Genomic DNA, 22978 nt, shown 5'->3' with positions numbered 1-22978 from the left:
GGTCATTCTTCTTTTCCAATCGGAAGAAGGCCAGCTGCCTCTTTATAATGACCTCCGAAAGGTAAAGGGGTTTTACGATGATGCCGAATCAGCTGCTCGAAATGAAAAATATTACGAAGGTTTACCCGAACGGGGTTGTCGCCAACCAGAACGTGCAGTTTTCGCTGGCTGAGGGCGAGATTCACGCGATTGTCGGTGAAAATGGTGCTGGCAAATCCACGCTGATGAAAATGATGTTCGGCATGGAAGAGCCGAGCGAAGGCGAAATCATTCTTCGGGGCAAGCAGGTGTTGCTGGCTTCGCCACAGGATGCGATAGACCATGGCATCGGAATGGTCCATCAGCATTTTATGCTGGTGCCGTCATTCACCGTCGCGGAAAATATGGTGCTGGGCATGGAGCCGAAGAAAGGCGTCAGCATTAATTACAACGAAGCGGTACGGATGACAGAGGAGATGAGCAAAAAGTACAATCTGCTCGTTAATCCGAAGGCGAAGGTCGAGGATCTCAGTGTCGGCATGAAGCAGAAGGTCGAAATTTTGAAAGCGCTGCTGCGTGGCGCCGAAATTCTTATTCTCGATGAGCCGACAGCCGTATTGACGCCGCAGGAAACCGAGGAGCTGTTCCGCGAGCTGACGCAGCTTAAGCAGCAGGGCCATACAATTGTATTTATTTCCCATAAGCTGAAGGAAGTTAAAGCGATTTGCGACCGGATCACGATTATGCGCGCGGGCAAAAGCGAAGGCGTTTTTTGGACCAAGGATGTCACCGAGCAGGAAATTTCCAAGTTGATGGTCGGCCGTGACGTCGTGCTGAGGTATGACAAGGAGAAGAAGCCTTACGGCGCGCCAATCCTTTCCGTCACTGATTTTTCATTGGCGGATGAGACGGGCAAGGCGCTGCTCGATAAGGTAGCCTTCAAGGTGCGCGGCGGCGAAATCGTTGGCATTGCAGGAGTCGAGGGCAATGGGCAAACCCAGCTCGTTGAAGCGTTAACGGGAAGTTTAGCCGTGCGCGGGGGAAATGTGGCCATTAAAGGCACAGACATTCAAGGCTATGATATCCGCAAAATTCGCTCGCTCGGCGTTTCCTATATTCCGGAGGATCGCATGCGCCAAGGTGCAGCCAAAGATGCGAGCATTTCCGATAATTTGATTTCTACGCAATACAATACGAAAGCGATGAACAATGGCCCCTTTTTGAAAAGTAAAAAAATAGCTAAGCTTGCGACTACCCTCATTGAGGAATTCCGCGTGCGATGCTCGGGCCCGAATCAGCCGATAGGCATGCTTTCAGGCGGTAATATGCAGAAGGTCGTCGTCGCTCGTGAATGCTCGACAGCTCCGGATTTGCTCATTGCCGAGCAGCCGACACGCGGCGTCGATATCGGGGCAGCCCAATTTATTCATCAGAAGCTGATTGAGCTTCGGGATGGAGGCAGCGGCGTGCTGCTCATTTCGGCAGATTTGAATGAAATATTGGAGCTGAGTGACAGCCTGCTCGTCATGTATGAAGGACAAATTGTCGCATATTTGGAAGAGCCGTGGGCGGTAAGCGAGGAAGAGCTCGGACTGTACATGCTGGGCATTAACCGGCAGGACGAGCAGCAAATCAGGAGGGCCGTGGAAGCATGAAGGTAAAATATTTTGAAGTCATCCGTACGACAGCGGTCATTCTGATTGCGCTTGTTCTCGCATTTATTATTATTTCCATTGTCAGCGAGCAGCCGCTGGAGAGCATTCGCATCTTCCTATGGGAGCCGTTGAATACGAAGGGGCATATCGGCAACGTCATTGAAATGGCGATTCCGCTCATGTTCACAGGTCTTGCGGTATCGCTGCTGTTTAAAGCGAATTTGTTCAATCTCGGAGCGGAAGGGCTGTTTTATTTTTCCGGGGTCGTGGCAGCAACGCTTGCGATTCATTTGAGCCTGAATAGCTTCGTCCATCCGATTGTGGCGATACTGGCAGGGTCGCTCGTCGGCGCGGTGTTATCCGCGATTCCGGGCATTCTCAAAGCGAAATGGAATGTAAATGAGCTCGTCAGCTCGCTGATGTTCAACAATATTTTGTTCGGCATTGGGCTTTATATTTTGAATTATAAGCTGCGCGATGCTCAGGCATTTGCAGCTGTATCCTTCAAGTTCGAGAAAACTGCAGTGCTCACCAAGCTGATCCCAGGTACACGTATTCATACGGGACTGATCATCGTGCTGGTGCTGATCGTGGCTGCCCATTATTTTCTGTACAAAACCAAATGGGGCTATGAGCTGAGGATGACGGGGGCCAATCGCGAATTTGCGGGCTACTCCGGCATGAAGACGGCCAAGGTCATCATTATCGTGCATTTAATTGCTGGATTTATTGCGGGCATGGGCGGTTCGGTCGAGGTGCTGGGCATGTACAATCGCTTTCAGTGGTCGTCGCTGCCGGGCTACGGTCTGGATGGCGCGCTTGTAGCGATGCTGGCGAAAAATAATCCGTTTTCGGTCATCGGCGCAGCGCTCTTCCTCGCCTATATCCGAATCGGAGCCGACCAGATGGCGCGTTTCTCCGATGTGCCTGCGGAAATGATTTCGATTGTGCAGGCGATTATTATTTTGCTGATTTCGGCAGAACAGTTTTTGAAGTTCTGGAAAAATCGGATGCTGCTCAAGGAGGCACAGCGTAATGTCTAGTTTGTTTAATGTCATTTTCACGACTGAATTTGCGTTTTCTGTCCTCCGGGTAACGACTCCGATTTTGTTCGCAGCATTAGGGGCTCTTATTTCCAACCGTGCGGGTATTATCAATATCGGGCTTGAGGGCATTATGCTGGTGGCGGCCCTTTCAGGCGTCGTGGTCAGCGCTTATACAGGCAGCTCATGGGTTGGGCTGATGGGTGCAGTACTGGCGGGCACGCTCATTTCCGGCATATTGGCTTTTTTTACTCTGCACTTCAAGACGCATATTATTCTCGGCGGGGTAGCAATCAATATGTTCGCCTCCGGGGGAACCGTATTTATTTTGTATTTGCTGAGCGGAGACAAAGGCTCCTCGACCTCGCTTCCGAGCAAGGTGCTCCCTAGCGTGGACATTCCGCTGCTTAAGGATATTCCAGTGCTGGGCCCGATTTTCTCCGGCCATAATGTATTGACCTATATGTCGATCATAGCGGTTTTTGTTGTGTATTACATGCTGAAAAGAACACCGCTCGGCCTGCGCATTCGCTCAGTAGGCGAAAATCCGCAGGCTGCCCAGTCGGTTGGGGTCAGCGTGGTGAAGGTGCAATATACGGCGCTGCTGCTGAGCGGCTTTTTCGCAGGACTTGGCGGCGCTTATATGTCGATGGGCTACCTATCGCTGTTCACGCGGGATATGACCGCTGGCCGGGGCTGGATTGCGATTGCCGCGGAATCGATGGGACGCAGCACGACGGTCGGCACGACGCTGACGTCGCTTCTGTTCGGAGCGGCGGATGCACTAGCCAATGCGCTTCAAGTGCTTAAAATTCCGGCAGAGCTGATCGGCACACTCCCTTACGTCACGACCGTTATCGGTCTCATCGTATACGCGGTCAGCGAATCCCGTAAAAGAAATAGGAAGCTTAAAAGATTGGAGAAAAAGTCGTAACGTAGACTCTTTTTCACCAAGATTTTAAAGCGAAAGTGAAAGGATGATTAACACGATGGCTAGACCGATTATTATCGATTGTGATCCCGGGCATGATGATGCGATCGCCATTTTGCTCGCACTTGCCAATCCACAGCAGTTGGAGGTAAAAGCGATTACAACGGTTGGCGGCAATCAGGTGCTGGAGAAAATTACGAACAACGCACTGAAGCTGCTCAGCTTTGTAGATAAAGATATTCCGGTTGCGAAAGGCGCACCCGGACCACTGCTCGGCAAGCTCGTAACCGGAGAAGAGGCGCATGGCGATTCGGGCATGGACGGCCCAGATTTGCCGGCTTCCCGGTTCAAGCCGGTCGATAAACATGCGATTGAGCTGATGGTCGAGGTGATCCGTTCCTCGGAGCAGAAGGTAACGCTCGTGCCGATCGGCCCGCTGACGAATATTGCACTGCTGCTCAAAGGTTTCCCCGATGTAAAGGAGAAAATCGAGCAGATTTCCCTAATGGGCGGAGGCATCAGCTACGGTAATGTTACGTCAACGGCAGAGTTCAACATTTACGTTGACCCGGAGGCTGCACGAATCGTGTTCGAATCGGGCATCCCGATTACGATGAGCGGCCTGGATGTGACCGATAAAGCGGCTATTTATCAGGAGGATATTGAAGCGTTGAAGCAGCGTGGAGAGGTTTCGCATATGGTGGGCGAGCTGCTGGACTTCTATTCCATTTACAGCCGCAAGCTTGGCTTTGAAGGCAGCTCGCTGCATGATCCGTGCGCGATTGCTTGGTTGCTAGCCCCTGAGCTGTTCCAAAGTGAAAGCTATTACGTCACGATTGAGACAGACGGCAGGGTGACGAGAGGCATGACTGTGGCAGACCGCCGCAAAAAAACGGATGAAACGGCGAATGTTCAGGTGCTGATGGATGTGGACCGTGAAGCTTTTATTAAGCTGATTTTTGACGCTCTTGCTGTGCATGATGAGAACGCCAAAGCTCGGAAAGGGCAGGCTTAATTATGGCAGGCTGGGATAAGCTACAAGAAATTGTCCGGTTCGAGATTATTCAGCGCGGGGAAGAAGGCTGCAACGTAGACGGCTTCGCGGAAAAGCTGGCCGCGGCGGGCGAAAGCCATGAAGCGCTTATGGAGATTTATAACGAGCTGTCTGCATTGGAAGTGCGTGCGGATTTCCCTTATGAGGAGCCATCCGATTTGGAGTCGATCCGCAGGCTGCGCCCGGAGGGCCCAAGAACGCTGGCAGTAAATTTGACTGATGAGCAGTGGATGGACAAGTTTTACGGCGCTTGGCTTGGACGCAGTGTTGGCTGTGCACTCGGCAAGCCAGTGGAATATTGGGATTATTTGTATGGCAAAGACGGACGCCCTGGCTGGGAAAATATTGAGCTATGGTTCCGCGGCGCTGACGCTTGGCCGATTAAAGGATATACGCCGGGCGAATCGACGGCAAGAGAGCAGTATGGACTGGGGCTGAATGATTGGTCGCCCATGAGCACAAGCGAGACAATTCAGTACATGGAGAGCGATGATGATATCCGCTATACGGTGCTGGGACTTTTACTGCTTGAGCAAAAAGGGCTCGCTTTCGACTCTTGGGACATCGGCAAGCTTTGGCACAAAAACTTGACCTACAGCCAAGTTTGTACAGCAGAGACGCAGTCTTATTTGAATTTTGCTCATGAGACCTCTCATCTGAATGGAGACAAGCCTGACGATTGGGCCGTTCGCCAGGAGCGGGTGCGGATGCATATGAACCCTTACAGAGAATGGATCGGCGCGCAAATCCGTGCGGACGGGCTCGCTTACGGAGCAGCAGGTAAGCCGGAGCTAGCGGCCGAGCTTGGCTGGCGCGATGCGTCGTTCTCGCATGTGAAGAACGGCATCTATGGCGAAATGTTCGTCGCGGCGATGATTGCGGCTGCTTTCGTGGAGAAGGACAGCAAGCGTATTGTCGAGATTGGCCTCAGCGAAATTCCGGCAACGAGCAGACTCGCTGATGATGTGCGCAAGGCGGTGGCTATTGCGGAGGAAGCAAGCAGCGACCGCGAACTGGTGAGCCGTATCTGGGAAGCGTTCAGCCATTATGATGCTGTGCATACGAATAATAATGCAGCGCTGGTAGCTGCGGTGCTCGTGTATGCAGGCGATGATTTCGAGAAGGCTGTAACGACGGCCGTTTATGGCGGCATGGACACCGACTGCAACGGTGCGACGGTCGGCTCGATTATGGGCGCAAAGCATGGCGCAGCAGCGCTGCCGAAGTCATGGATTGAGCCGCTGAATGATACGCTGTATGCGGAGCTGAGCGGCTTTCATCCGATTGCGATCTCCAAGGTTGCGCGGCGGAGCTATGAGGTTTTTCGGAAAATTGAGGCGGAAATAATTCATTCCTAATATGGAAAAAAGCATTGGAGTAAGCGTCAAAAAGCCCTCACCTTAAAACCAAGATGAGGGCTTTTTGATGATTAGTTTATCTACTCCTCCAGCAGTTTTAAAATAATTGTCACGGCTTCCGCTCTATTTGCCATGGAGGATGCATTGAACTGATTTGCTCCAGTCCCTTTCATGATTCCATGCTTTTCTAATGCAGCTACCGCTCCTTTCGCCCATACCGGTATGCTATTGTCGTCCGCAAAGCTGGTTGTGGCATTCTCTTCAGTCTCTATTTTAAGTGCTCTGGCGATAATCAATGCCATCTCAGCTCGAGTAATAGGGCCATTTGGAAGGAACGTTCCGTCTGCGTAGCCTGAAATGATTCCAGTTTGAACCGCTTGTGCGACAGCTTGCTGTCCCCATGCCGGGATATTTTCAGCATCCGTGAATGTTAAGTCTGCTCCTTCACTTGCTGGCTTTAGAGCATTCATCAGCATAACCAAGAACTCTGTACGGGTTACTATACGACTCGGATCAAAAGTTCCATTCGGATAGCCGCTGACGATTCCAGCTTTAACTGCTTTAAGGATCGATTCATTCGCCCAGTGGCCGACAATGTCGCTGAAATTTGTTTCTTCGGAAATTTCAGCCCATTTCGCATAAAGGGTAAGGTTCTTCGTCACTTTATTGGAATGAAAATCCCAGAGCGTGACATAAGCCGCTTCGGTATACCAGCCTTCAAAGCTGTATCCAGCCCTCTCCGGTTCTTTTGGCTCGTTAATCGTTGATTGTGCTTTGACAGCGGATATTCCTGAAATAACACTTCCTCCCCTAGAATCAAAGCTAACGGTATAAGTTATTTGTAACTCACTGGTAGAAGGGGCAGCAGGGGAAGAAATAGCAATAGCCGTCCACTTCGCAAACAAGGTGAGATTTTGGTTCACCGAATCCATGTTGAAGTTCCAAGCCGTTGCATAGCTTCCATCTGTATACCAGCCCGCAAAGGTATAGCCGCTGCGTGTCGGTGCATTAGGTTCGGTTATCGTTAATCCATCCACAATGCCAGTCATACTGTCAACTGCACTGCCGCCTTGCGAATGAAAGGATACCGTAAAAGTAGGGATAGCCGTCCACTTCGCAAACAAGGTGAGATCCTGGTTCACTGGATCAGTGGTGAAATTCCAAGCCGTTGCATAGCTTCCATCTGTATACCAACCCGCAAAGGTATAGCCGCTGCGGGTCGGTGCATTAGGTTCTGTAATCGTTGAGCCCTCCACAATGCCAGTCATGCTGTCAACTGCACTGCCGCCTTGGGAATGAAAGGATACCGTAAAAGTAGGGATAGCCGTCCACTTCGCAAACAAGGTGAGATCCTGGTTCACTGGATCAGTGGTGAAATTCCAAGCCGTTGCATAGCTTCCATCTGTATACCAACCCGCAAAGGTATAGCCGCTGCGGGTCGGTGCATTAGGTTCTGTTATCGTTAATCCATCCACAATGCCAGTCACGCTGTCAACTGCACTGCCGCCTTGGGAATGAAAGGATACCGTAAAAGTAGGGATAGCCGTCCACTTCGCAAACAAGGTGAAATCCTGGTTCACTGGATCAGTGGTGAAGTTCCACGCTGTTGCATAGCTTCCATCTGTATACCAACCCGCAAAGGTATAGCCGCTGCGGGTCGGTGCATCAGGTTCTGTAATCGTTGAGCCCTCCACAATGCCAGTCATGCTGTCAACTGCACTGCCGCCTTGGGAATTGAATGCAACGGTATGTGTTATTTTCTCTTGAAACATAGCAGAACGAGCAAAACCAGCATTATGCGTCCCGTCATCGACCCGAACATGCAGGTACCACGGACCATCTGAACCCGGTACGGGAATGGGAGCGCCGCTCACGAACGTTGTCCAGCTTGATTCTTCACCAGTCCAAGTTGGCTGTACTTCGGAAGAGGACCATCTGTAGTCTACCGTTATTGGAAGTCCCAAAGGTATTGGCGATCCTATTGTAACAACTGTGTCCGAGGTGCTGCCAAACATCGAACCGTTAGGAGTGAAAACGACTCCCTCTGCTAACAGGTTTAGGAAAGGCTGACTGCTGACACCTGCATAAATTTTTGCAGGAGAAGGATCAAATGCGATTATGGAAGTGTCCAATAATTCACCAAATGCTGAACTATTGACGAGTGTTGAATCACCTGCAACAATCGCTTTTGCCAATGGGTTATGATAAAAAGCGAGTGAATGTATATGTGTTACACTTGATGGAATGTAAACATTTGTCAATTGATTCTCTTCAAATGCAAATGAGCCTATGCTTCCAACTCCATCGGAAAGAGTGATGTCGGACAGCTGATTTGTGCTAAATGCACGATTTCCTATGCTGGACACACTAGACGGAATCGTGATATTTCCCAGCTGATTTTGTTGGAATGCATCATTCCCTATGGAAATCAAGCTGTTTGGAAAAGAAACAGCCGTTATTTTATTTTTAGCAAAAGCTGCATGATCGATAATGGTCAAACTGGAAGGAAGACTTATGCTGGTCAGTTGATTAGATTCAAATGCATTTTGGCCAACATAGTTTACACCGCTAGGAATAGTCAGTTCGGTTAATTGATTATTTTGAAAGGTGCTGTTCTCGATACGAGTTACACTTGACGAAAGATGTACGCTAGTAAGCATATTTGCCTGAAATGCATTTGAACCAATAGTGTTTACATTGTTTGGGATCGACAGGTCAGTCAATTTATTGTCATAAAAGGCTGAATTACCTATATTGGTTAAGCTGGATGGGAGGTTAATATTCGTCAGCAGATTACGCTCAAATGCATTGTCGAAAATGAATAATAATCCTTCCGGCAGGCTTAGGCTTGTCAATTTATTGTTCTTAAACGTATACATATTTATGACGCTCAAGCTCTCGGGGATAGACAATACTTGCAGCTCATTGTTCTCAAATGCAGATACTCCTATGCTAGATACGTTTTCCGATAGGGTCAAGACTGACAAATCATTGTTTGAAAAAGCATAACTGCCAATAAAAGTCACACTATCCGGAATGGTCAACATCGTAAGTTGGTTATTCTCAAAAGCAGAGTTTTCGATATCGGTAACCGTGTTAGGAATGGACACGGATGTTAGATTGCGAGCTTTAAATGCTTGGATCCCAATCTTGTTCACCGTAAACCCATCTATAGTGGCAGGAATGATAACATTCTGATCCGAACCATTATAGCTAGTTATTGTCGCCTTACCGGACGATATACTGTACGTGAAATCTCCGCTCACAGCTGCGCTTGCTTTTTGAAGCATGGCCGCTGGCCATAGACTTATTAGTAGGGTAAAACAGATTAACCATTTCAGGACATTTAACTGTTTTCCTTTTACCGGCATGAAGTACTCTCCCCTTTACTTTAAAGACATGCATCCGCGTTAGAGCGCTGCCCACCTATTCTAAACGGTTACTGCACATAAAAAAACTACCCAAAAGGATAGGTTCTCTGAAAAATAGGGGAGGGATATAAATTTTAGATGTACGGAGGCAGTTCAATTTAACGATGAGCCTCTCTCAGAAGCCAATTGACAGCACTAAATAGGAATGGGATAATATCTTCGACTCTACCAATATTGGATGTTTTATACAATATGATTAAGGGAGATATGTTCCGGTGAAAATTCATCTGCCGCTAGCTGATTCACCTATTTATGGCTATTTGCACCACGCGTATTTATTCGGTATTATTGGACATTCCGAGAGCTTCCAACCGTGGATGCACAGCTATTACACCCAATTATTTTGCGCAAAAGATTTCGTAGAGCTAGCTTGTCCAGTGAATTTTTACCAATTGGATAATTGCCCGCTTCGGGAGACACAGGCGATATCCCGTTCACTCGTCATTTCCTTAACGGACATCCACCGCTTCATTCAAACGAGTCTTGAACAAGGCTATCATGTTCTATCTTTCATCAACGAGTATTATATGCCCTACAGTGACTTTTTTGGGGTGAGAAATTTCACACATGATTTGTTAATCAGCGGGTACGATAGCGAGCAGCAGAGCTATCTGGTGACCAATTTCGTGGACGGCAAATATCAGACCTTCTCCGTTTCCTATGATGATTATGAAAACGCATTCAATAATGCGGCCTTTTTTGACGAATACGGCAATTACGAAGAATATAAGACACGAATTTGCTTATACCGCGCTACCGACCACAAGTATGTGTTCACGGCGGATTCCGTTCTTTATTTTCTCGAGGACTACCTTAGCGCCACGAATCGTCTGAAAACCATTTTCCACACCGAGAGCAATCTGGCCTTCGGCATGGATGTGTACCGGTACATAACGGAGGAGCTAGTGAAAGTAACCGATGGAACCCGAGCGCCCGACGGCCGGCCGCTGCATATTTTGTGGGAGCACAAGAAGTGCATGCGGGCGAAAATCGAATATATGCTGGCCCAAGGCTACATCAAGGACGAAACGCTGCTATCCGGTTATGAACCGATCGAGCGGGACGTCAACCTGCAACGGGTGACCCTCATGAAATATAGACAGACCAATAACAATGACATCCTTCATTCGATTAACAATAATCTGAACCGGATTAAAGACCGGGAACAAGAAGTTCTTAACCGCCTGCATGACGAAATGCTAGCTTGCAAGAGCTATTTTCCGATAACGGATTGGGTGCGAGTTTAGAACGGATTCGGAACGGACATAAAATATTTTTCATAAGGAGCGTTAATAATGGCTAATGTACAAACGTTTAAGGCAACGGCGCATTTACAGGATGGGGTTAAAGTCAAAGCAACAGCGAGACAGTTCGAATTGACAATTGATGAGCCGAAGAGTCTCGGAGGGACAGATACGGGGATGAATCCTGTGGAAGCTCTGCTTGCCTCATTAGGCGCATGCCAGTCTATTGTTGCCCGGGTGTATGCTCCCAAGTTTGATGTAAAGCTGGACGATTTCCAAGTTGAGGTTGAAGGCGACCTTGATCTGGATGGATTTTTCAATAAAAGCGAGGTTCGTCCAGGCTATTCCGACATCCGTTATACGTTCAAAATCAAAACGGATTCGCCCAAGGAGAAGGTGGATGCCTTCGTTCAATTTTTGGAGAGCAAATGCCCAGTGGGGGATAGCATTGCCAACCCGGTTAATGTGAAATTAGAGCGGATTATTATCGAAAATACAGAGTCAGCCGCGTTGTAAGCTGTTTGCGCTATATTTGTAAGAAGCATAAGGCCCGTGGTCTCTTAGGAGATGACGGGCCTTGTCTAGGTTGTGTGTGCAAGCCGGAGCCAGCCCGCTGTTACTTGCCTAGCGCTTATTCCAGACCAATCCCGTCTGATGATTCAAGCTTTGAGAAACGCAGCATGCGATAGCGGCTGGAAACACTGTGGCTGGCAATACTGTTGCTGAGAGTACTGTTTCTGGGAGTACTGTATCTGAGAGCACGCAGATCTGGAAGCACCCTCCTTTTTTTGAAGGACACAGATTCCGCTATTCTGGCTTTTGCTCGGATTTCTGGCCGCACGCGGACAGGAAATCCGCTATTGTCCTCCTCAACCCGTCAAAATGGCTAATAGCAGCGCATTAGCGGCTCCTGAGTCCGCAGCCTGTGCCTTAACCCGTAATTCTGTCGAAATAACGGCTGCTGTGTCCACCAATTCTATGTTTGTACAGGGAGTAAACTCCTGAAACGAAGAGCATGAATCTACCTTATGTGCTAGATTAAGATCTAATTGCTGATGAAAAAAATGACTATAATAGTATAATCAATTGTATACGTATATCCATCGAAACAACAAATTTGCCCTTCAATGCTTTCCATGTAATTGGAAAGGATGTGAGTACAATTGCTTTTTTCGTTGTCTATATTACACCTACAATAGCTATCATCTTTTTTATGAACGCCGTAGCCCTAGCCAAGAAGATTAAAGAAGGAAATGAGAACACCATCAATCATACAGTCTGGGGCGCTATCATGTTAATTTATTGAACTGATTTTTTAAATAATGAACGGAAAGGAGCTTAATTATGGACGGCAACCAAACGACGTTTGAAACGATCGACGAATATATCGCCGGCTTCCCGCAAGAAATCCAAGAGCTGCTGCAGGCGATACGAAAGGTCATCAAAGAGGCGGCGCCGGAAGCGACGGAGAAGATCAGCTACCAAATGCCGACATTTGAGCTGCATGGCAACTTGGTACATTTTGCAGCGTTTAAAAAGCATATTGGATTTTATCCCGCTCCAAGAGGCATTGAAGCCTTCAAAGAGGAATTGTCCGTTTATAAAGGGGCAAAGGGCTCGGTTCAGTTTCCGCTGGACAAGCCGCTGCCTTATGAATTAATCGGCAGAATTGTCGCATTTAGAGTGGCTGAGAATACGACAAAAGCACAAGAAAAGTTGAACAAGAAAAAATAAAAGGCGGAACGCCGATAAGGAGTGAGCATATAAAGAGATGGATATTTCGCAGCAGCTATCGGACATTCATGACATTGAACAATCGCTACAGCTTGCTTTTCCAGCCACGTATAAGGCATTTATGACAACGGATGAGTTGCAGTCCGCTAATCCTAATACGGAATACAACCTCGTCGATTTTAACGGCTACACTGCTTGGGGCATTCGATTTATTAAGCTGGATGCTTCCTATCCTGCAAATCTCGAAGCGATAGCCGAGGTTGTCCTTCAGCCGCGCAAATTAATTCCATTCGCTTGGAGCATCAGCAGCGGAGACTGGCTTGTTTTTGATTATCGCGAGTCCGATGAGAATCCTGGCCTTTTATATATCGATCATGAAATGGCTCTCTGTTTAGAGGATGCGGAGTCGGAGGCGCAAAGCGAGAACATAACGGTCGAAGAAATGATGGAAGGTAATCTATCCGTCTTGTGCGAAAATTTTGAGTCGTTTCATGCTGCGTTGAAGCTTGAGACAGACGAGACAGATGAAACAGATGAAACAGATGAAACAGACGATGAAGACGAGGAGGGTGCCGATGTACGCATCACTGAAAAATAAACTCGAACATCCCTCTGCTATCAAATGGTTTGCAGGCCGCCAGGTCGAAGAAGCATGGATTGCCGAGGCGGAGGCCGAGCTTGGCCAGCAGCTGCCAGCGTCCTATAAATGGTGGCTGCGTGAATATGGCAACGCCCAGTTAAGCGGCTCCGTCATTTTTACGCTTGTACCGCCGGAGTTTAAAGATATATCCGATAGTGATCTCCTTTATAACCACCGGTTAAATCGAGAACATGATTGGATTCCACAGGGCAGGCTCTATATTTATGTGCCGGATGCGGATGAAGCTTATTTTTTTGATATGAAGGCTTGGGACGGACAGAATGAAGGCGAGGTCATGCGCGAGGACTACCTCGGTGGGGATGTCGAAGTATATGCGCAATCGTTCGCCCAGTTTCTTGAAAAGCTAATAGACGAGCATTCATAAACCTTCTGTAAGAGCTACGAATATTTTTTATTCAGCGAAGGATTGTCCGTTGGCAGCGAGCGCTTCCCGGATGATCCTTATTGCTTTAGGCCCTACCCCGTGCAGCTTCAGCACCTCCGCCTCGGTAAGTTTTGTGAATTGCTCCAGCTGTACGTATCCTGCTGCGGTGAGTGCGCGTGTTGCGGGCTTTCCGACATTGGGCATATCGCTTGCCTTCTCACGATCAGGCAACAGATTGGATGGTTCCACGTTCATCACTCCTTATAAATGTAGGCTTTCCTTGATGCTTATCATTCGGGAAAGCCTTTATTATTTCCTTCCTTCCCGATAGGCACTTCGCACGATTTCACAATCAACCATTGTATGTGAGAATTATTATCACTTATAATAGGAGGACAAGAACAATCGATGTAGATTGACATGGGTGCATACTAGCAGCATGGGGAAAGGAAGGATAGGGCACGTTGAATCAGAGTGAGCATATTTTGCTGTGGAACCAGGCCTCCATTCGTGTGATGGACGTGCGGCATACGATGATGGAGCGAGGAGAGGAGCTGCGTTCTTATCGTCTGCCGGCGAGCGCTTTTTTGTATACGACTCGTGGAAATGCTGAGGTGCGGCTGGATGGCAAGACGGTGCTGGTGGAGCGTTTTCATGTGCTGCATGGCGGGAAAGGCATGTGCCTGGACATTGTGCCGGAGCCATTTTTGGAATATTACATAATTTTGTACAAAGCGGTTTTGCCGCTGCAGAGCCGTCGGGAGCTGGTTCAGTTGATGGAGCAGCACGATCCTTTTCAACTGCAATATAGCTTTGCCTCCCGTCAGCCGATTGCTTTGCTCGATAAAATACAGCACATGGAGCGGGAATGGCAGCATCCGAACGTGCTTGATCAACTATATATTAAGACGATGTTTTACCAATTCATACATGAATTATTTCAGCAGCTTTCCAATCAAGACAAACATGCGCGAAAAGCGGACTACGTCACGCAAGCCATTCGCTACATGCAGGAGCATTACGCGAAGCGCATAGCGCTCGACGAGCTTGCGGAGCTGCTGGATTGCAGCGTCAGCTATTTGTCCCGCAAGTTCAAGCAGGCGATTGGACAAAGTCCGATCGACTATTTAATTGCGCTGCGCATCGGCAAGGCGAAGGAACTGCTGCTTGAAACGGAGGCAACGCTGCAGGAAATTGCCGAAAGCGTCGGCTTTCCAGATGACAGCTATTTTAATCGCATTTTCAAAAAGCATACCGGCATGTCGCTTGGGCAATACAAAGCGAAGGTTCAAAATAATCCTGTACCCGGTTCAAGATATGCCCTTGTCCCGCGAAGGCTCAAACGGTATAGTGAGTATGGTTATGAAAATCATTCTCACTACAAGGAAGAGGGGCCTTTATTTATGTACAGAGAATCAAAAATATCAATGATGGCAGCCGTCATTATTTGCTTTACATTGCTGCTTAGCGCCTGCGGAGCAGGTACATCCAGCACGAACGCGACGACAAATACGAGCTCGGCTTCGCCAAGCAGCAATGCGGCAGCTTCGACGCCAGCCGCTACCGATACGGCTACAGCGGATGCTTCCCGCGTCATTAAGCATGCGATGGGCGAAGTGACTTTGACAGGGACGCCGGAGCGCGTCGTCATTTTGACGAATGAAGGAACAGAGGCACTGCTTGCGGTAGGCATCAAGCCGGTTGGCGCGGTTCAATCGTGGGTCGGCGATCCGTGGTACGAGCATATTAAAAATGAAATGGAGGATGTGACGGTTGTAGGCGATGAATTGCAGCCGAACATCGAGCTGATTGCCAGCCTGAAGCCGGATTTAATTATTGGCAACAAGGTGCGGCAAGAGAAAATTTATGAGCAGCTGAACCAGATTGCACCTACTGTATTTGCAGAGGATCTGGCTGGCGATTGGAAAATTAACTTCAAGCTGTATATTCAAGCGGTGAATAAACAGGATGAAGGCGACAAAGCGATGGCGGATTTCGATAAACGCGTCGCTGAGGTGAAAGCGAAAATTGGCGATAAAGCGGCAACGAAAGTATCCGTGGCCCGCTTCTCAGCTTCCCAAGTGCGCATTTATCAAAAGCAAACGTTCTCTGGTGTGCTTTTTGAACAGCTCGGCTTTGCCCGTCCAGAATCCCAGGATGTGGATTCCTTTATTGAAGTGATGTCCAAAGAAAGCATTCCTAAGATGGACGGGGACGTATTGTTCTACTTCGTAACAGAAGCGCCAGGACAGACGGAGGCGGCTAAAGTAGTAGAAGAGTGGATGAATGATCCACTGTTCAAAAACCTTGATGTGGCAAAAAATAACAAAGTTGTTCAAGTAGATGAGGCGATTTGGAATACAGCCGGAGGCTACAAGGCGGCCAATCTGCTGCTGGACGAAATCGTAGACTATTTCGACATTCAATAAAGAGACTGAAACAACGGAGCAGGCTGACGTCATTTTTATTGGCGTCGGCTTCTTTTAAAATATAGGAAAGTATATGATTTTTCATCCTTTCTCTATATTTCTCGGAATGAAACGTGCTGCGCCGCCAAAGGACGGCTTTCGGCCGTTTCACCTTATTGAGGAAAGAGAGGGGGAGAGATGATGTCTAAGTGGATGGAGAGCCGAGGCAGCAAGCTTGCTGTTCTCGCAGCGGGAGTTGTTATTCTGCTTATTTGCATGCTTGCCAGCGTGCTGTTCGGACTCCAACAATTTGGGTTAAAAGATTTGTGGCTCGCCTACAGCCAGTTCGATGGCTCGAATGAGCATCTGATTTTGACCCATACCCGCATGCCTCGCACGCTCATTGCGGCGGTAGTGGGAGCGAGCCTTGCGGTGGCAGGCGCCATTATGCAGGTGCTGACGCGCAATCCGCTTGCGTCGCCGTCGATTTTCGGCATAAATTCTGGTGCGGTGCTGTTTATTGTCGTTGGGCTGGCCTTGTTCGGCTCGTCGCTGACGATGAGCACGATGATCGGGCTTGCTTTTGCGGGAGCAGCGGTCACAGCTGTGTTCGTCTATGCGCTCGGCATGCAGGGAGGAGGAGGCTTTGAGCCGATCCGGCTCACCTTGGCGGGAGCTTGCGTCGCCGCATTTGCGAGCTCGGTTACCTCGGGCCTTATTTTAATCAATAAGCAGTCGCTTGAATCGGCATTGTTCTGGATGGTCGGCTCCGTGTCAGGGAGGGAGCTGAACCATCTCGTGATGGTGCTGCCATACATAATCGCCGGGCTGCTGCTCGCGTTCCTGCTTTCGGGCTCCTTGAATGTGATGGCTTTGGGAGACGAAAATGCGAAGGGGCTTGGGCAGCGCCTGATGCTGATCCGCCTTCTGTGCACGGCAGCTGTCGTGCTGCTTGCGGGAAGTGCCGTTTCTGCTGCGGGGCCGATTGCTTTCATCGGGCTGGTTATTCCCCATTTATGCCGGGCGCTGGTCGGAAATGATCACCGCTGGCTAATTCCCTACTGTGCAGTGGCAGGAGCTTTGCTGCTGGTGACGGCCGATCTGTTGTCCCGGTTCGTGCTCTTGCCGAAGGAGGTTCCAGTAGGCGTTGCAACGGCGCTTATTGGCGTGCCGTTCCTGATTCATGTGGCGAGGAGGAAGAAATATGCCTAAGCATCGAATAGGGAAAAATATTTCGCTCCTGCTTACGTTAAGCATCGTGCTCGTTGGTTTAAGTATTTTATGCTTATCCATGGGCAGCATCGCCATTCCGATTAAAGAAGTACTGCTGTCGCTGCTGGGTCGCAATACAGAGGACAGTGATTTAATTATTATGCAGTTCCGTTTGCCACGCATCTTAGCCGCCTTGCTCATTGGCGCAGCGTTAGCGGTAGCAGGCTCCTTGCTTCAAGGCGTCATCCGCAATTCGCTGGCATCGCCGGATTTGCTTGGCGTGACGGGCGGCGCGTCTGTTGCGGTCGTTGGTTTTATGACCTTGTTCACCGGCTATAGCATCCACTTCGTTCCGGTTATTGCGATTTTGGGCGCTTTTGTGGCGGCGGCGCTCAATTACGGTTTGGCCTGGAAAAAAGGCGTCTCCACGCTGCGGCTCGTGCTGATCGGCATCGGCATTTCGACGGCGATGAGCGCCCTTACGATGTTTCTGCTCATTAGCGGACCCGCTTATCTGGCAGCGCAGGTGCTGAACTGGATGACGGGCAGCATTTACGGCACGAACTGGTCGTATATTAAAGCGCTGTGGCCGTGGGTCGTTGTGTTTATTCCGTTGGCGCTGCTTTTTGCCAAGGAATTGAATGTGCAAGCCTTAGGCGAGGACGTCGCGCGCGGCTTGGGAAGTCGGCTTCAGCTAAGCCGCTTGCTGCTGCTGTTCTTTAGTGTTGCCCTTGCCGGAGCGGCTGTCGGCATTGCGGGAACGATTTCTTTTATCGGACTGCTTGCGCCTCATATGGCTAGAAGGCTCGCGGGCCATTCGTATGCGATGGTCATCCCGGTGTCTGCACTGCTGGGCGCTATTGTTCTGCTGCTTGCCGATTTGGCAGGGCGAATGCTGTTTATGCCGCTCGACATTCCCGCTGGGGTGTTTACGGCAGGGGTTGGGGCTCCGTTTTTTATGTATTTGCTGTTTAAACGCAAGGCTAGTGTATAGGGTTGTGAATGATAGCTAATCATTTTGCGGACGCAGAATCCGCTAATCTAGTAAAGCGTCAAATGCCTCTCTGCTATTACAATAGTGGGCGTTTGGCGTTTTTTATATCAGCTTAACCAGCTATTGACAATGCAAGGGTTTATCTGTACCATTTTGATTGACATGAATGTCAATTGAAAAAGAGGAGTTCGTGATGTCGCCACGTACGAAAGAACAAAATGAAGAAATTCGCAAGCAGCGGTCGCAAGAAATTTTGCAGGCTGCCATAGTTGTGTATGCGGAGAAAGGCTATGCCGCTTCCGAAATCGGTGAAATTGCTGAACGGGCTGGCTTGGCGCGCGGGCTGGTGTACCATTATTTTAAAAACAAGCAAGCCTTGTTTCAACAGCTTTACACGTACATGATGGACAGGACGGAGCAGTTTGCGAAATCTCATTTCGGGCAAGCGGGTTCAGCGTTTGATCTATTTAACGGGTACGCTCGAATGGTGTGCAAGCAAGTTTTGGAAGAGCCTGCTGTCTCGCATTTTTATATGCGTATTAGTATGGATGTGCCTTATCTATTTCCGGCTGAATCCTTTTCCCCGTTCGAATGGGTGAAAAGCTTCATGCAGCCTATGGAGCTGGCCATTGTGAGGGGCATCAGTGAACAGACCATTCGTCCAGGCAATGCCAGCCTTATGGCGATGCAATTTTGGGGCGCGGTGTCGCAGGGAATGAACTATTTAGAAAAGCGGCAGCAGGAGCTCGTAGCGCAAGAGGCTTTGGAGTCGGAAGTACTAGAGCAGCTAGAAATGATCCTTGAGCAAGTTATTGAATCGGCATTGGCGGTCATTAAACCAAGCTGATTTTTTTTGCTTTTTTTATTGATATTGGTGATAGTCTAAAAAGGAGTGGTATATGAATGGGGTTAGCCGTAATGAGCAAACAGGATTTTGATACCTTGAATGATGAAAGGCTCGGCTGGGCTTGCAGCAAGCACATTCTTCTGCAAATTCGCGGTAAAGATAGACAGGTGAAAACCGAGGCGATGGCCGGGCTTAATGAGAGCCAGCGGGCATTATGCATGTTCAGAGTGTTTTACGATCATGCCAAAAACTCGGTAAGCGAATATTATGGATGGGTCTCTCAACTGCTAGCGGAACCGGGCTATTGGTCAGGTGTGACCAGTGGGCTGCAATTTTTTGGCGACAGCTCTATGCTGCGCTTGCTTGAGGAGACGAAGGAGATCTTCGAGGAAAGAAGAATGAGGCTTGGCTTGCAGTGGAGCGATGCGGCTTTGAAAGATTTGGAGCAGGATCATGAGCTTATGGCTGCGGCAAGCCGATTATTTTCACATTTCAATGAAATTGCACCACAGAGCCTGAAGCTCATCAGTACGTACATTCGGGCGAATCCGCAGCAGTTTGTACAATTGGAGAGCAGTGAGCTTTAGGCAGTTCTGTGGTGATGGGGAATATTCGTCCCAATCATGCTGGTGAACGCGTGAGCAGATCGCGCTTCCCTCCAACGGAAAAACTTGATAGGATTATTTTAAAGCTCTAATGGTGAGGGAGACTAGCTTCAGACGGTAGGAGATGAGCAGATATGTTTACTTTACAATGTACGAAAAAGCTTGAAAGCGAGCTTGGGATGATGGATTTTGTGGCAGTGCCGACGGCGGGAGATCGGCTATATGGCTGGCATGCCCACCTATTTTTGCTGAATCGCCGGAAATGCGTGTTGGTTATGAATAATGAGACCCGATACAATTTTGTGCTGAATGGCTTGAAAAAGCAGGATTTTAAACGATTCCATGAGCTTGTAATCGAGAGCATTGCTGAAAATTTGCTTGCTGATAAAGCGGACAAGCAGGTGATAGAAAGCTATATGCAAAGCACTGATTCGCTCAGCTTTACGAAAACGAGTGACCGCAGCATCATTAGTCAAATAAATGACATGATCCTAATCATCAAGCATATGCACCAGTATGAATTGGAGGAAAAGGGAGAGATACATGCCCAGTGGTTCAACAAATTGAACCGCAGAATTAACAAAGTGCCTATGTTGAAATTGCCCTTGGCTTATTCGGGTGAAACGATGCTGGCGGCGTTGGGCAACAGGCAGTTTTAATTGGCTAGTCTAGTTTTATTTTTTTAGTGTGGTAGACCACTCCTCTTCAAGGGGTGGTTTTTTTTGTGTTTTATACGACAAAACAATCTATTTATTGTGAATTTTATCTGGAAACGAAGGAATATGTTGGATGTTGTCGAATGTATGTTCTATGACTTTGTACCCCGTTTTGGGTGATGAATGGGTATTCGAATATAGTTCAGGAGGCGCTATGGAGTATATTGCACATATTCGTAAAAAAGATGAAAAAATTCAGACGGTAAAAGTGCATTTGGAAGAAGTGAAGGATGGTTGTGAGCAATTGGGAGAGAAGATCGGTGTACGTCATCTAGCTGGTTTGGCTGGTTGGCTCCATGATCTTGGGAAAAACACCACTCTTTTTATGGAATATATTCAGCGAGCGGTTGCGGCACAGAAAACTGGTGACGCTAGCCAGCGTCCGCGAAAAGGCTCTGTTGATCATTCCACCGCAGGTGGCAGGCTAGTCTATCGCAGGTACCACCGAAAAGGTGCTAAGGATGCCGAAAAAATGGCTGCTGAATGGATTGCCAATTGTATTATCTCACATCATCAAGGGTTAAGAGACTTTATTGATTCGAATAAAACTTCTCCTTTTCTAAAGAGAGTGGATGAGAATAAGGAAGAGGTTATTGAGAGGGGCTACGAGCAGGCAAAATCTACATTCTTCATGTGGCACTCGGAGAAGGAACTGGATGCTTATTTTGCCAAGGCAGTAGAAGAATTAGAATGGCTTGTTGCTATTATCGTTAAAAATGAGCTATCTATGATTACTTGTTCCTTACTGATTAAGTACCTATTTAGTTGTCTCATAGATGCGGATCGCACCAACTCACGGCAATTTGAAGAAGAAGAGGAGGCGAAACCAACAGAAAACTTTCACTCTTTTTTTAATAGAAGTTACAATGCTTTAATGAGGAAGTTTGGGGAGTTGGAACAATCGAAGGATGCTGCTAAACCAATTAATCGTTTGAGGAGGGAAATGTCGCTGCAATGCGATGAGTTCGCGATTCGCCCGTCGGGCATATACACATTGTCCATTCCTACGGGTGGGGGAAAGACGCTTGCAAGTTTGCGATATGCATTAAAGCATGCGTTGGAAAGAGATAAGCAGCGGATTATTTACATTGTGCCTTATACGACAATTATTGAGCAAAATGCTCAGGAAATTCGAGATATTTTAAATGAAAACGATATGATTCTGGAGCATCATTCCAATGTCATTGAAGAAGAGGATGCCCCAGAAAATGTCGCTGATGCTGAAGCTTATGACTTACACAAAAAGAAAATTAGGCTTGCTAAAGATACATGGGATCGCCCGATTATTTTTACAACAATGGTACAGTTTTTAAATACGTTTTATGCAAAGGGAACTCGTAACGTACGTAGGTTACACCAGTTATCAAATGCCGTCATTATTTTTGACGAGGTTCAATCCGTTCCAGTGAAATGTATTTCGCTGTTTAATGCGGCGCTGAATTTTTTGCATATATTCGGACGTTCTAGTTTACTGCTTTGTACGGCAACTCAGCCTTCGTTGGAGAAAGTAAAGCATCGATTACATTTGTCCAATGAAAATGAAATCATTAGTAATCTGGATAAGGTAGGGAAGTACTTTAAACGGCTTGAAATAAAGGATCGCATTACCTCAGCAGGCTGGAAGGCGAAAGAACTGGCGGATTTTGTACTGGATAGAATGGATAAGGTTGATAATATTCTCGTAATAATGAATACAAAATCTGCGGTGCGCAAGCTTTATAAAGAGCTAAAAGGACGTCAAAAATCGAGTGAATGTGATGCTAAGATTTTTCATCTCAGTACTAATATGTGCGCGGCCCATCGAAAAGAAGTATTGGATAATTTAATTGAAGACCTTAAACCAGAAAGAAAGGAGCGGGTCATATGTATTAGTACGCAACTGATTGAAGCAGGAGTTAATATCAGCTTTCAGTGTGTTGTTCGTTCTCTTGCAGGGCTTGATTCTATCGCACAAGCGGCGGGAAGATGCAATCGTCATGGTGAGGTAGCGATTAGGCAAGTTTATATTATTAAATCGGCAGATGAATCGCTTAAAAAATTGAAAGAAATTGGAATAGGTGCTAAGCAGACGCAGCGTGTATTGGATGATATGAAAGAAGATCCAAAGCTCTATGGTGGAGAACTGTTATCCAAGGCGGCAATGCAAGCTTATTTTAAATACTACTACGCTCATTTTGAAGAAGATATGAATTACCGTATTGAGAAATTGGGTGGAAATAAACAGATGTTTGATTTACTAGATAGTAATTTGGAGTACGCTGAAGGATATTTTGATAAATCAGATGAAATATCTGAACTAATTAACTATGCGGCCCTGGGAACGGCAGAACAGCATTTCGAGGCGATAAGTAATTCGGGGAGGGCAGTACTTGTCCCATATGGCGAAGGCAAAAAGCTGATTAAGGATCTTAATGGTGATCTTCAGGCAGGAAAACTTGGAGATTTACTACGTAAACTCCAACCATATGTCGTAAATATTCAAATGGAAGTGCTTGAGACATTAGACAAGCAAGGGGATATTTCTCCTTTGTTAAATGGGGAAATACTTGCATTGACGGAGAGGGCATATTCAAAAATTTTTGGAGTTGAGCTTGATGGTGAGAACGTATAAGATCCGATGTTTGGCTAATAGAGAAAAACCCACCTGTGGGCGGGTTATTCAATCCATTCCTATTACTTTCAATCCACACTTTGCAGTGACAATAAGGATTGTATCATATTTAATCATTCTAAACCATACGG

General features: G+C 47.7%; 19 protein-coding genes. 17 read left to right on the top strand and 2 right to left on the bottom strand.

Going from position 1 to position 22978, the window contains the following annotated elements:
- Window positions 1-77 precede the first annotated feature (77 nt).
- The 5 genes from WH37_RS15495 to WH37_RS15475 are packed head-to-tail and all read left to right on the top strand — an operon-like array spanning window position 78 to window position 6020.
- A complete protein-coding gene (locus WH37_RS15495) occupies window positions 78-1634 on the top strand; it encodes an ABC transporter ATP-binding protein (protein ID WP_331458051.1) in 1557 nt (518 codons plus the stop codon).
- Window positions 1631-2677: an ABC transporter permease gene (locus WH37_RS15490; protein WP_046231506.1), complete on the top strand. Its 1047-nt coding sequence runs from the start codon at window positions 1631-1633 to the stop codon at window positions 2675-2677. The genes WH37_RS15495 and WH37_RS15490 overlap by 4 nt, the downstream gene beginning before the upstream one ends.
- Complete coding sequence (locus tag WH37_RS15485) at window positions 2670-3611, top strand: ABC transporter permease (protein ID WP_046231505.1); 942 nt, start codon at window positions 2670-2672, stop codon at window positions 3609-3611. Before WH37_RS15490 ends, WH37_RS15485 begins: the two co-directional genes overlap by 8 nt.
- Window positions 3612-3666: 55 nt before the next feature.
- Complete coding sequence (locus WH37_RS15480) at window positions 3667-4623, top strand: nucleoside hydrolase (protein ID WP_046231504.1); 957 nt, start codon at window positions 3667-3669, stop codon at window positions 4621-4623.
- A 2-nt stretch (window positions 4624-4625) separates the two neighbouring features.
- On the top strand, window positions 4626-6020 hold the full coding sequence (locus WH37_RS15475; RefSeq protein ID WP_046231503.1) for an ADP-ribosylglycohydrolase family protein: 1395 nt from the start codon (window positions 4626-4628) through the stop codon (window positions 6018-6020).
- An 80-nt stretch (window positions 6021-6100) separates the two neighbouring features.
- Here WH37_RS15475 and WH37_RS15470 read toward each other — a convergent pair whose 3' ends face one another.
- Window positions 6101-9391, bottom strand: coding sequence for an InlB B-repeat-containing protein (locus tag WH37_RS15470; protein ID WP_046231502.1), 3291 nt, complete (start codon window positions 9389-9391; stop codon window positions 6101-6103).
- Between the two features lie 275 nt (window positions 9392-9666).
- Here WH37_RS15470 and WH37_RS15465 point away from each other — a divergent pair, with 275 nt between their 5' ends.
- The 5 genes from WH37_RS15465 to WH37_RS15445 all read left to right on the top strand — a co-directional run bounded on the left by WH37_RS15465 (window position 9667) and on the right by WH37_RS15445 (window position 13454).
- Window positions 9667-10698 carry a cysteine peptidase family C39 domain-containing protein gene (locus WH37_RS15465; protein ID WP_046231501.1) on the top strand — a complete coding sequence of 344 codons (1032 nt, stop codon included), beginning with the start codon at window positions 9667-9669 and terminating at the stop codon, window positions 10696-10698.
- Between the two features lie 48 nt (window positions 10699-10746).
- The gene (locus tag WH37_RS15460; protein WP_046231500.1) at window positions 10747-11211 is read left to right on the top strand and encodes an OsmC family protein; all 465 of its coding nucleotides are present in this window, start codon (window positions 10747-10749) and stop codon (window positions 11209-11211) included.
- Window positions 11212-12039: 828 nt separating this feature from the next.
- On the top strand, window positions 12040-12429 hold the full coding sequence (locus WH37_RS15455) for an iron chaperone (protein ID WP_046231499.1): 390 nt from the start codon (window positions 12040-12042) through the stop codon (window positions 12427-12429).
- A gap of 37 nt (window positions 12430-12466) precedes the next feature.
- Window positions 12467-13027, top strand: coding sequence for an SMI1/KNR4 family protein (locus WH37_RS33625; protein WP_052736996.1), 561 nt, complete (start codon window positions 12467-12469; stop codon window positions 13025-13027).
- Window positions 13005-13454: an SMI1/KNR4 family protein gene (locus tag WH37_RS15445; RefSeq protein ID WP_046231498.1), complete on the top strand. Its 450-nt coding sequence runs from the start codon at window positions 13005-13007 to the stop codon at window positions 13452-13454. The genes WH37_RS33625 and WH37_RS15445 overlap by 23 nt, the downstream gene beginning before the upstream one ends.
- A gap of 27 nt (window positions 13455-13481) precedes the next feature.
- On the opposite strand, the gene WH37_RS15440 is transcribed toward WH37_RS15445, so the two are convergent.
- Entirely contained in the window at window positions 13482-13703 is a 222-nt protein-coding gene (locus WH37_RS15440; RefSeq protein WP_414811842.1) for a helix-hairpin-helix domain-containing protein, read from the bottom strand.
- Between the two features lie 215 nt (window positions 13704-13918).
- Between WH37_RS15440 and WH37_RS15435 the strand changes: the two genes are divergently transcribed.
- The 7 genes from WH37_RS15435 (at window position 13919) to WH37_RS15405 (ending at window position 22847) form a co-directional block, all read left to right on the top strand.
- Window positions 13919-15883: an AraC family transcriptional regulator gene (locus WH37_RS15435; RefSeq protein ID WP_046231496.1), complete on the top strand. Its 1965-nt coding sequence runs from the start codon at window positions 13919-13921 to the stop codon at window positions 15881-15883.
- Window positions 15884-16063: 180 nt separating this feature from the next.
- On the top strand, window positions 16064-17074 hold the full coding sequence (locus WH37_RS15430; protein ID WP_046231495.1) for a FecCD family ABC transporter permease: 1011 nt from the start codon (window positions 16064-16066) through the stop codon (window positions 17072-17074).
- A complete protein-coding gene (locus tag WH37_RS15425; RefSeq protein WP_046231494.1) occupies window positions 17067-18068 on the top strand; it encodes a FecCD family ABC transporter permease in 1002 nt (333 codons plus the stop codon). Before WH37_RS15430 ends, WH37_RS15425 begins: the two co-directional genes overlap by 8 nt.
- Window positions 18069-18261: 193 nt before the next feature.
- Complete coding sequence (locus WH37_RS15420; RefSeq protein ID WP_082110833.1) at window positions 18262-18915, top strand: TetR/AcrR family transcriptional regulator; 654 nt, start codon at window positions 18262-18264, stop codon at window positions 18913-18915.
- A 56-nt stretch (window positions 18916-18971) separates the two neighbouring features.
- Complete coding sequence (locus tag WH37_RS15415; RefSeq protein WP_046231492.1) at window positions 18972-19502, top strand: hypothetical protein; 531 nt, start codon at window positions 18972-18974, stop codon at window positions 19500-19502.
- A gap of 152 nt (window positions 19503-19654) precedes the next feature.
- The gene (locus tag WH37_RS15410) at window positions 19655-20179 is read left to right on the top strand and encodes a DUF6933 domain-containing protein (protein WP_052736995.1); all 525 of its coding nucleotides are present in this window, start codon (window positions 19655-19657) and stop codon (window positions 20177-20179) included.
- Between the two features lie 211 nt (window positions 20180-20390).
- On the top strand, window positions 20391-22847 hold the full coding sequence (locus WH37_RS15405) for a CRISPR-associated helicase/endonuclease Cas3 (RefSeq protein ID WP_046231491.1): 2457 nt from the start codon (window positions 20391-20393) through the stop codon (window positions 22845-22847).
- Window positions 22848-22978: the final 131 nt, after the last annotated feature.

The organism is Paenibacillus algorifonticola, assembly GCF_000971975.1.
Classification (GTDB): domain Bacteria; phylum Bacillota; class Bacilli; order Paenibacillales; family Paenibacillaceae; genus Pristimantibacillus; species Pristimantibacillus algorifonticola.
Note: the sequence above shows the minus strand (reverse complement) of the source record. Positions and strands in the feature narration are given on the sequence as shown.